Source organism: Streptomyces sp. NPDC043726 (assembly GCF_056436565.1).
This window is the reverse complement of the sequence record NZ_JBWKCI010000006.1, coordinates 388,633-398,848: the sequence shown is the minus strand read 5'-3', so window position 1 is coordinate 398,848 and position 10,216 is coordinate 388,633. Positions and strand designations below refer to the sequence as shown.

9 protein-coding genes and 1 pseudogene are annotated in these 10,216 nt (G+C 72.3%); 4 read left to right on the top strand and 6 right to left on the bottom strand.

Annotated elements, in window-relative coordinates; genetic code table 11:
* Positions 1-39: 39 nt before the first annotated feature.
* The 4 genes from AC068Z_RS20050 to AC068Z_RS20035 form a co-directional block, all read right to left on the bottom strand.
* Positions 40-1,116, bottom strand: a complete 1,077-nt coding sequence (locus AC068Z_RS20050; RefSeq protein ID WP_478557034.1) for an iron-siderophore ABC transporter substrate-binding protein — start codon at positions 1,114-1,116, stop codon at positions 40-42.
* 39 nt (positions 1,117-1,155) lie between these two features.
* A complete protein-coding gene (locus tag AC068Z_RS20045; RefSeq protein ID WP_478557283.1) occupies positions 1,156-2,805 on the bottom strand; it encodes an ABC transporter ATP-binding protein in 1,650 nt (549 codons plus the stop codon).
* A 107-nt stretch (positions 2,806-2,912) separates the two neighbouring features.
* Positions 2,913-4,610 carry an ABC transporter ATP-binding protein gene (locus AC068Z_RS20040; protein WP_478557032.1) on the bottom strand — a complete coding sequence of 566 codons (1,698 nt, stop codon included), beginning with the start codon at positions 4,608-4,610 and terminating at the stop codon, positions 2,913-2,915.
* A 102-nt stretch (positions 4,611-4,712) separates the two neighbouring features.
* Entirely contained in the window at positions 4,713-5,606 is an 894-nt protein-coding gene (locus tag AC068Z_RS20035) for an RNA polymerase sigma-70 factor (protein ID WP_478557030.1), read from the bottom strand.
* A 158-nt stretch (positions 5,607-5,764) separates the two neighbouring features.
* On the opposite strand from AC068Z_RS20035, the pseudogene AC068Z_RS20030 reads away from it, so the two are divergent.
* Together AC068Z_RS20030 and AC068Z_RS20025 are read left to right on the top strand one after the other, a co-directional pair.
* Positions 5,765-6,249: pseudogene (locus tag AC068Z_RS20030) on the top strand (carboxymuconolactone decarboxylase family protein).
* Between the two features lie 112 nt (positions 6,250-6,361).
* Positions 6,362-7,015 (top strand): maleylpyruvate isomerase N-terminal domain-containing protein, encoded by a 654-nt coding sequence (locus AC068Z_RS20025; protein ID WP_478557028.1) that lies wholly within the window; start codon positions 6,362-6,364, stop codon positions 7,013-7,015.
* A 27-nt stretch (positions 7,016-7,042) separates the two neighbouring features.
* On the opposite strand, the gene AC068Z_RS20020 is transcribed toward AC068Z_RS20025, so the two are convergent.
* Both AC068Z_RS20020 and AC068Z_RS20015 read right to left on the bottom strand, forming a co-directional pair.
* Entirely contained in the window at positions 7,043-7,990 is a 948-nt protein-coding gene (locus AC068Z_RS20020; protein ID WP_478557026.1) for an NAD-dependent epimerase/dehydratase family protein, read from the bottom strand.
* Between the two features lie 22 nt (positions 7,991-8,012).
* Positions 8,013-8,942, bottom strand: a complete 930-nt coding sequence (locus tag AC068Z_RS20015) for an alpha/beta hydrolase family protein (RefSeq protein ID WP_478557024.1) — start codon at positions 8,940-8,942, stop codon at positions 8,013-8,015.
* A gap of 182 nt (positions 8,943-9,124) precedes the next feature.
* Here AC068Z_RS20015 and AC068Z_RS20010 point away from each other — a divergent pair, with 182 nt between their 5' ends.
* Together AC068Z_RS20010 and AC068Z_RS20005 are read left to right on the top strand one after the other, a co-directional pair.
* On the top strand, positions 9,125-9,715 hold the full coding sequence (locus tag AC068Z_RS20010; RefSeq protein ID WP_478557023.1) for a TetR/AcrR family transcriptional regulator: 591 nt from the start codon (positions 9,125-9,127) through the stop codon (positions 9,713-9,715).
* Between the two features lie 175 nt (positions 9,716-9,890).
* Positions 9,891-10,193 (top strand): DUF6355 family natural product biosynthesis protein, encoded by a 303-nt coding sequence (locus tag AC068Z_RS20005; protein WP_478557021.1) that lies wholly within the window; start codon positions 9,891-9,893, stop codon positions 10,191-10,193.
* The last annotated feature ends 23 nt before the right edge of the window (positions 10,194-10,216 follow it).

The following is a 10,216-nucleotide window of genomic DNA, read 5'->3' as shown; positions in this document are numbered from 1 at the left end:
GGGGCGGTCCTCGGACCGCCCCCCTCGCACTGCCCGACGTCAGGACGCGGGCTGCTCCACCTTCGTGTCCGCCTTGCCGTCGACGGCCGCCGCCAGCTGCGGCGCCAGCCGCTCCACGACGTAGGGCAGGCTGAGGACGGTGCCCATGGACAGCGCGTTGCCGTAGTCGCTCGACTCGTTCACATAGACCTCACGGCCCTCGCCGACCACCTTCAGGTCCTTGTAGGAGGCGTCCTTGTGCAGCTTGTCGGCGTCCTTGGTGACATCGGCGACCTGCCACACGATCGCGTCCTGGTCCAGCAGATCGGTGCGCTCCTTGCTGATGTTCGCGCCGAACTGGTCACCGATCGCCTTGTCCAGGTCCTTCGGCAGCGAGAAGCCGAGGTCGGTGAGGAGATGCGAACGCGGGTCCTGGCTGCCGAAGACGAACATGCCCTCGTACGGCGTGGCCATCACGGCCGTCTTGCCCTGGAACTCGGGGTGTTCCTCGACAGCCGCCGCGATCACGTCCTCGGTCGCCTTGACGGCCGCCGACGCCTCCTCCGGCTTGCCCAGGGCCTTGCCGATGATCCCGGTCTGCTCCTGCCACGGCACGCCGTAGTCGTTGTACTCCTTGGGCTGGGCGACCACGGGGGCGAACTTGGACAGCGACTCGTACTGTTCCTTGGTGAGTCCGCCGTACACGGCCAGGATCAGGTCCGGCTTGAGCGCGGCGATCTTCTCCACCTGCGGTCCGGTGCCCGTGTCCGTCAGGACGGTGGGCGCCTCGGCGCCGGCGAGCTTGTCCTCGGCCCAGGGGCCGACGGCGCCCTTGTAGCCGCCGAGCCACTCGGTGGTGCCGACCGGGACCGTACCGAGGGCCAGCGCCGAGTCCTGGTCGGTGAGGCCGACGGTCACGACCCGCTTCGGCGCGGACTCGATCGTCGTACTGCCGTACTTGTGGCTGATCGAGACCGGGAAGGCGGACTCGCCGGAGGCGCTCGCCTTCGGGTCGGTGTCCGACGTGCCGGAGTCCGAGTCGTCGTCGCCGCAGGCCGTGGCCGCGGAGAGGAGCAGGAGGGCGGAGCCGAGCGCGGCGGCGAGCCGGGGCGCTCTGCGGGAGCGGGAGCGGAACATCGGTCGTCCTTCTGTTCGGTTTCCTGTGGAGCGGGCTTTCTAGGAGTCGCTGTCGCGGGTGTCCGACCAGGCGGCCCAGAGGGTGGCGTAGGGACCGGCGGCGGCGCGCAGTTCGTCGTGCGTGCCGGTCTCGACGATCCGTCCGGAGTCCATGACGACGATCCGGTCGGCGGTCGCCGCCTGGCTGAGGCGATGGGCCACGATCAGCGCGGTCCGGCCGTCCACCGCCCGCGCGACCGCCTTCTCCAGCGCCCGAGCCCCGGCGCTGCCCGCCTCGGCGGTGGCCTCGTCGAGGATCACCACGGGCGGATCGGCGAGGATCAGCCGGGCCAGCGCCAGCGCCTGCGTCCGGTCGCCGGTGAGCCGGTGACCGCCGTCGCCGACGACCGTGGCGAGTCCCTCGGGGAGCGCCTCGGCCCAGGCCAGCGCGTCGACCCGGTCGAGCGCGGCGCGCAGCTCGTCGTCGGTCGCGTCGGGTCTGGCCAGCCGCAGATCGTCGGCGAGCGGGCCCGCGAAGACGTGCGTCTCCTGCGTGACCAGGGCGACCGTACGGCGTCCGGCGGCCAGTTCCGTCGGCGGTACGCCGTTGACCAGTACCGTTCCGGCGGTGGGCGGCTGGATGCCCGCGACGAGCCGGGCCAGGGTCGTCTTCCCGGCCCCGCTGGCGCCGACGAGGGCGATCCGCTCGCCGTGCCGGATCGTCAGGTCGATGTCGTGCAGGACGGGGTGTCCGGGCCGGTAGGCGTGGTGGAGGCCGCGCACGGTGACCTCGGCCCGGTCCGTCCCGGTGGGGCGGGCCGGCCGCGCCGGTGCGGGTTCGTCGGTGACCCCGACGAGCCGGGCCAGGCCCGCCGTCGCCGACTGGGCGTCGTCCAGGAGGACCAGGGCCGCGTTGACCGGGGTGAACAGACTGTGGAAGTACAGGGCGGCGGCGGTCGCGGTACCCACGGAAGCGGAGCCCTGGCGGACCAGCCAGTACCCGGTGAACAGCACGGCGGCCAGACCGATGTACTCGGCGATGTGCAGCCGGCTGTAGAAGCCCAGTACCAGCCGGACCCCGCGCATGGTCAGCGCCACCAGCGACCAGGACCGCTCGGTGACCCGCCCGGAGTGCTCCCGCTCGAGCCGGAACGCCCGCACGGTCGAGGATCCGGCGATGGTGTCGAGGAGTTGCTGCTGCTGGGCGCCCGCCGCCACCCGCTGCTCGGCGTACAGCGGCACGGCACGGGCAACGTACCAGCGGGCGGTGGCGACCTGCACCGGCACCGCCAGCAGCGCGGCCAGCAGGAACCGCCAGTCGAGAATGGCCAGCGCGCCCAGGGTGAGGAAGATGGTCAGCAGGGAACGGGCCAGTTCCGGGAGGGCGTTGCGGACGGCCTCGGCGACGAGGGAGACGTCGGCTGTGACCCGGGCGGTGAGGTCACCGGCGCCGGCCCGCTCCACGCGCTCCAGCGGCAGGCCGAGCGCTCGTTCGACGAACCGCTCGCGCAGCCGGGCCAGCGTGGTCTCGCCGAGCCGGGAGATCAGCGACAGGCCGAACCCGGTGGCGACACCTTGCCCGACGGCGACGGCCGCCAACAGCGCGGCCGTGGTGGTGATCGCGTCCACGGACCCCCGGTCGGCGGCCAGGTCCACGATCCGGCCCAGCAGCGGCTGGGTGAGCAGGCCGATGGCGGTCGCGGCGACCATGACGGCGAAGGCGGCGAGCGCCAAGCCCCGCTGCGGACGCAGGAGTTCACCGATCGCGGCGCGGGTGCGCGCGGGCGTGGCGACGGGCAGCAACTCCTGGGACCCGCTCACGCCAGCACCGCCGTACGGTAGTCGGTGTGCTGGTGGACCAGCCTCTCGTGGGAGTCGTCCGCCACGACGCCGCCCGCATCGAGCAGCACGACTCGGTCGGTCACCGCGAGCAGGGCGGGGCTGTTGGTCACCAGTACGGTCGTGCGTCCCGCGCGCAGTTCCCGCAGACCCGCTGCCATCCGCGCCTCGGTGACGGCGTCGACCGCCGTGGTCGGTTCGTGCAGGACCAGGACGGGGGCGTCGGCGGCCAGAGCCCGTGCCAGGGCCACCCGTTGGCGCTGCCCTCCGGAGAGCGAGCGCCCCCGGGCGGTGACCGCGGTGCCGGCGCCGTCGGGGAGCGTGCGGACGACCTCGTCGGCGCCGGAAGCGGTGATCGCCGCCTCGACGGGGGCCGTGGGGCCCGCGGCGGCCTTGACGTTCTCCAACAGGCTGCCCTCGAACAGGTCGGCGTCGTGCTCGGCGACGAGCAGCGCTGCCCGAAGCTCCGCGAGCCCCAGCGTGGTGAGGTCCGTTCCGTCCAGCTCCACGGACCCCTCGTCGGGGTCGGCGTGGCGGGCGAGGCAGTGCAGCAGGGCGGAGGCGTGGGCGGGGTCGAGGGTGACGACGCCGACCGTCTCGCCGGGCAGGACCTCCAGATCCACGGCACGCAGCGGGCCGTACGACAGCCCGCGCAGCCGCAGTCGGCCCTCGACGCGGCCCAGCACGGGAGCAACGGCCTTCGTCGGTACGGCGTGTTCGGCGCCGAGCACCTCCGCGATCCGTGCGGCTGAGGCGCGGCCCTGCGCCAACTGGGCGTTGACCCAGGCGAATTCCGAGAGCGGGCCGATGAGGAAGAGGGCGAGCGCGACGGCCGAGACCAGTTCTCCGAGGCCGATGTCGCCGCGCGCGGCGAGCCGTCCGCCGACCAGGGCGACCACGGCCAGGAAGGCGCCGGTGAGCATGGTCACCACGCCGTTCTGCCAGGCCTCGGCCCGGGCCGCGCGCAGGGTGGCGGTGAGCGAGTCCTGGCTGATCCGGCGGTAGCGGGAGACGGCCGCCGGCTCGGCGCCGATGCCCTTGAGCACCCGCAGTCCGGCCACCAGGTCGGCGGCGACACCCGAGGCCAGAGCCGCCCGCTCCTGCTCGGTCTCGCTGCGCCGCTCCAAGGGCTTGCTCAGCAGATGCCCGAGCCAGAGCAGCAGCGGTGTGCCCAGCAGGACCAGCAGACCCAAGGGAACGGACATGCGCAGCAGCACGATCGCGCCGACGGCCAGTCCGGCCGCACTCGCGATGCCGACGATGAGGGCCATCGCGACGGCGCCGACCCGTTTGGCGTCCTCGGTGGCGGTGTTCGCCAGCTCGCCGGGCAACCGCCCCTCCTCCGCGCCGCCTTCGGGGGCGAGGACCCGGTCGACGAGTTCGGTCCGCAGCCGGTGCGCGGCGGTCACCGAGGCCCGTTCGCCGGCGCGGGCGGAGAAACGGAAGCTGAAGGAGAGGCCGACGTAGACGACGGCCAGCACCCCGAGCCACCACATCAGGCCCTCGACATCGCCGTCGACGACCCCGCGCTCGACGGCGAGGCCGATGACGAGAGGCACCAGGGCCTCGCCCGTCTGGTGGCCCATGCCCAGCACGGCGCCGAGCGCGACATCCCCGCGCTGTCCGCCCACCGCACGCCGCAGGACGTCCCGTCCCGGCGGGTCCGCTTTCCTCACGCATCCTCCGGACCGGTTCCACAGCGCCCAGAAACCGTACTCACAACTTAGGTAAGGCTAACCAGAACTCCCTTGCTCGGCTACCCCTTTGGCTTCTGACAATCAGCGCCGCAGCGCCGTCTCCCGCTCCACGCGCGACAGCTTCTCCGGGTTGCGTATTGCGTACAGGCCGGTGATCAGGCCGTCGTCGATGCGGACCGCCACCACCGTGTCCACCTCGCCGTCGAGCCGGAGGATCAGTGCCGGGTGGCCGTTGACCTGGGCCGGTCGCAGGCCGCCCGCGGCGGTGCCGCGCATGCGCGAGACGGCCAGGAGGGCGGCCACGCTGTCGGCGCCCACCACGGGCGTCAGCGCGGCCTGGGCGACTCCGCCGCCGTCGCCCAGGAAGACGACGTCCGGGGCGAGGATGTCGAGCAACTCCCGCAAGTCGCCTGTCTCGACCGCGTGCTGGAAGGCTTTCAGGGCCGCTCGTGTCTCGGCCGGGGAGACTCCCCCGCGCGGGCGGCGCGCGGCGACGTGCGAGCGTGCGCGGTGGGCGAGTTGGCGTACCGCCGCCGGAGTCCTGTCCACGGCCTCGGCGATCTCGTCGTAGTCGACGGCGAACACCTCGCGCAGCACGAACACCGCCCGCTCGGTCGGCGTGAGCGTCTCCAGCACCAGCAGCATCGCCATCGAGACGCTGTCCGCCAGTTCGACGTCCTCCGCCACGTCCGGCGCGGTCAGCAGCGGCTCGGGCAGCCAGGGGCCGACGTAGGTCTCCTTGCGGCGCTCCAGCGTGCGCAGCCGGATCAGCGCCTGCCGGGTGGCGATCCGTACCAGGTACGCGCGCTGGTTCTGTACGGCGTCCAGGTCGACGCCCGCCCAGCGCAGCCAGGTCTCCTGGAGGACGTCCTCGGCGTCGGCGGCCGAGCCGAGCAGTTCGTAGGCCACGGTGAACAGCAGATTGCGATGCCGGACGAAGGCGGCGGTGGCGGTGTCGCTCTCGGTGGCTGTCATGCGTGATCCCTCCGCACGGTCGAGTCTGTCGCACACCGGACACCGGACAGGGCCGAGTTGTGACATCGCGGCAGTGTGCCGCTTGTCACTGTCACAGCCACGGGGGCGCCGGCATCTCGTGACTGTCAGCACGTCGGACCACACATCAGGAGCACTTCATGGAACCCCGCTTCAACCTGCTCGCCAACGAGACCGGCGCCGCGATCGCCAAGCGCACCTTCGGCGTCAGCCAGATCATCCAGCAGTCCTCGCTGCCCCGGACCACCCAGGAACTGGTCAGCCTGCGCGCCAGTCAGATCAACGGCTGCGGCTACTGCGCCGACACCCACGGCAAGGAAGCCGCAGCCGCCGGAGAGACGGCCGTACGGCTCAACCTGGTGGCCACCTGGCGGCACACCACCGTGTTCACGGAGGCCGAGCGGGCGGCGCTGGAACTCGCCGAGGAGGGCACCCGGATCGCCGACGCCCACGGGGAGTGTCCGACGAGACCTGGGACCGGGTGCGCAAGCACTACGACGACGACCAGCTCGCGGCCCTGGTCGGCCTGGTCGCGATGATCAACGCCGCCAACCGGTTCGGCGTGATCCTCGACAACCAGGGCGGCTCCTACCAGCCGGGCGGGTTCAGCGGCATGGCGAGCTGACCGGCGGGCGGCCGCCGGGGCCCGGACCAGGCCCCGGCGCGCGGCCTGCGCGGGAAAGGCCAGGCCGGCAGCGCGGTTGTCGGGCCTCGCCCCACCGGCCTACCGTCGAGTGGTGGATCTCTTCTCCCGTTCCTGGACCGCCCTGCGCACCGCCGTCGCCGACCTGCCCGACGAGGACTTCGAGCGCCCTACCGGCTGCACCGGATGGTCGGTCAGAGACCTGGTGTGCCATCTGGTCATCGGCGCCCAGGACGTGCTGATCACCCTGGTCACGCCGGCCGACACCGAACCGACCGTGAACGCGGTCACCTACTGGCAGCTCGTCGAGCCCCCGACCGGCGAGGACCCGCTGGACGCGCTGGTCCCGCGCCTGGCCGCCGCGTACGGCGAGCCCAAGTGGCTGAAGTTCCACTTCGACGACGTCGGCTCCGCTGCGGGCCGCGCCGCCGGACTCGCCGACCCCGGCGCCCGGGTGAGCACCCGCGACGAGGTGCTGACGGTCGGAGACTTCCTGTACGCGTACGTCCTCGAATGGACCCTGCACCACCTCGACCTGACCGCCCACCTGCCGTCGGTCCCCGAACCACCCGCCGAGACCCTCGCGGCCACCCGGGAACTGCTCGAGAAGCTCGCGCGCACGCCGTTCCCGGCCGCGCTCCCGGACAAGGACGCGCTGCTGATCGGCACCGGGCGGCGCGCGCCTACGGAGGCGGAGCGGGTGGAACTGGGAGAACTCGCCGAGCGGTTGCCGCTCGCGGTGGGGTGAGCGCTCACACTCTTGCCGCCCTTCGGGTCAGCTCTCGTTGCCCGCCCGCAGCCACCCGATGTAGTCGGCCGCGGCCCGCTCGGTGTCGTACTCGGGCCGGTAGCCGGTGTCCTCCCTCAGGCGGCTGGTGTCCAGGACCAGGTGGTGCGCGGAGCCGCCGGCGGGGAGGCTGACCCGGGCGTCGGGCACCACCTTCCTGATCGCCTCGATGAGCTGGGCGTTGGTGGTGGCCCGGCCGGATCCGACGTTGTACGTACGGTGGTTGAGCCGGTCCGCGAGCTGGAGCAGGGCGATGGCACGCCCGGTGTCCTTCACGTAGTTCAGATCGAGCCCGTCCTCGGCGTGGGCCGGCCCCACGAGGTGGGAGAGGTCGGGAGCGGTGCCCCGGGCGGCGGCGTGCACCAGGGCGGGTGCGGCGAAGAACGGGTCCTTGTGGCCCAGCGGTCCCCAGGTCCCGGAGATGCGGTAGTTGACGATGTCGAGGCCGGTGGCCTCGGCGAGATAGCCGCCCAGCAGCTCGCCGACCTTCTTGAACGTGGGGATCGACACGGGCACGTCCATCGCCAGCGGGGCGTCCTCGCGGAACGGGCCGGCGTTCTCGGCACCGACGTAGACCCCGATCGTGCTGGCGAGGCCGAGTCGCCGTACGCCCCAGTCCTGCGCGGCCTGCGCGATGTTCAGCAGGCCGTCCAGTGCCGCGCGGGTCGCCTCGACGGGCGTGTCCGGATCCGAGGGCCACGGGAAGGAGCCGGCCATGTGCACGATGCCGGTGATGTCGTGGCGGCGGCCGAGGGCGAGCAGGGCCGCACGGTCGGCGACGTCCGCCTGTTCCACCTTCACCGGTGCGCCGGCGAGGACGGCGGGGAGGTCGCGGGGGCGGCGCTGGACGACGACGCATTCCTCGCCCAGGTCGAGCAGGGCGCGCACGGTGTGGGACCCGATGAAGCCGAGTCCTCCGGTGACGAGGATCATCATGTGTCCTTTCGATACGGGGAGTTCACTTGGACCGCAGCTCTCCGAGCGGGCTCGGGCCCTCTTCCAGCGCGGTGACCTCCGCCCGCCAGTCGGTGGCGTCGGCGCGGAGGGTGTCGCGCAGGAATGCGGTGGTGAGCCGCTGTATGAGGGCGACTCGGGCGGGACTGGCGTCCGTTGTCTCCGCGGCCTCGTGTCCGGAGATGCCGCCGAGCGAGTGCTCCGCGTCGTAGAGCGTGAGCAGGCTCTTGGGGCCCGGACTGTGCGTGTAGGGGTCGGTGAACCAGTCCGGTCCGCGCGTGGACAGCTGGGACTGGTCCTTGTCCCCGGCGACGATCAGTGCCGGGGCGGTCATGGTGGCGAAGGACGGCCGCATGAAGGGGAAGTGCTCGGCGGCGAAGGGGGTGAGATCGTCGCCGAGCCCGGTCAGGGCGAGCAGGACGCCGGCCCGGACGCGAGGGTCGGACATGTCCTCGCCGGGCAGCCCGTCGGCGCCGAGGACCCTGGCGCCGAGCAGCGTGCTCGCTGTCTGGGCTCCCCAGGAGTGACCGGCCACGGCGACGAGATCGCGGTTAACCCGCCCGGCCAGGCCCGGCAACGCGGCCTCCAGGACGTCGAGTTCATCGAGGACGCGCCGCAGGTCCTCTGTCCGGTGGCGCCAGATCTGGGGCGTACGGGGGTCCTCGGCGGGCAGGCCGAGGGTCCTGGAGTCCAGGTGGGTGGGCTGGAGGACCACGAAGCCGTGGGCGGCCCAGTGGTCGGCCAGCGGGGCGTAGCCGTCCATCGACGAGCCGAAGCCGTGTGAGAAGACGAGAACGGGCAGCCGGTCGCCGGTGGCGGGGGCGGACACGCGGACCTGGAGGTCCTCGCCGCGGCCGGGGGCGGACAGCACGACCGGCTTCGCGGAGAGGACCGTGGCGGGCGAGCCCGCGCGGTGGTGCGGGGATTCGGACATGGAGGTGCCTTCCCTTCGGTGCTCGCGCACTCCGGGTTCGGTGAGGGGTGGCTCTCCGGGCGGCATGGTCGGCCGTGGCCCGGTCTGCCATCATGAAGTGAAACGGAACGACGTTCCGTTAATCACGACGATACGGAACGCTGTTCCGTTTTGCAAGACCGATCAGGGAAGGAGTGCCGACGGTGAACGACAGCGGTGAGGGCGCGGGAAGCTCGGCAAGGTCCAAGCGCAAGGACGCCCGGCGCAACCAGCAGACGCTGCTCGACGCGGCCGCCGCGGTCTTCGTCGCCTCCGGCGTGGACGCGCCGGTGCGGGACATTGCGGCCGAGGCCGGCGTCGGGGTGGGCACGATCTACCGGCACTTCCCCACCCGGGCGGACCTCGTCATCGCCGTCTACCGCCATCAGGTCGACGCCTGCGCCGAGGCGGGACCGGCCCTGCTCGCGAGCAGTCCGACGGCCCACGGGGCCCTCGCGCGGTGGGTCGACCTCTTCGTCGACTTCCTCGTCACCAAACACGGCCTGGCCGCCGCGATGCAGGGGGACAGCGCCGGATTCGAGGCCCTGCACGGCTACTTCCTCGAACGCCTCCTGCCCGTCTGCGCGGAGCTGCTCGACGCGGCCGCCGCCTCCGGCGAGATCCGCTCCGACCTCGACGCGTATCACCTCATGCGCGGCATCGGGAACCTGTGCATCGGTGCCGAGAGTGACGCGCGCTACGACGCGCGCCGACTGGTCGCGGTGCTGGTCGCGGGGTTGCGCGAGCCGAAGTGAACTCCGGGGGCGGTGTTCGGACGAAGATCAACCGGTCGGCGCAACGACAAATCGATACAGCGGGTGAAGGGGGCCGCCTCTTGATCAACTCGGTGGCGCGCGGCGGCGATCCTGGGTCCGCATCGATCAACGGACCGGCCGGCGCCCGTCGTCCGGCCCCGGTCCTCCTAGCGGCATGGAGTCCCCCTTGCGTGTTCGTCGTTTCGTGACCGGCGCTCTCGGCAGCGCGGCCCTCGTCCTCACCTCGTTCGGCGTGGTCACCACGTCCGCCGTACCGGTTGCCGCCGACCCGTGCGGCTTCTACGAGACCGGCTCCGACGCCTGGTACAACCACTGCACCTCCGACGGCTCGAATGTCGTCATCAAGGTCGAGGTCGCCTGGCAGGCCGACTACGAGCGATGTGTCGGACCCGGCAAGAGCTGGCTGGGCTCCGCCTCCAAGATCCAGGGCGCGTACTACGTAGGCCGCACCTGCTGATCCCGCAACCCGCGTGAGGGGCG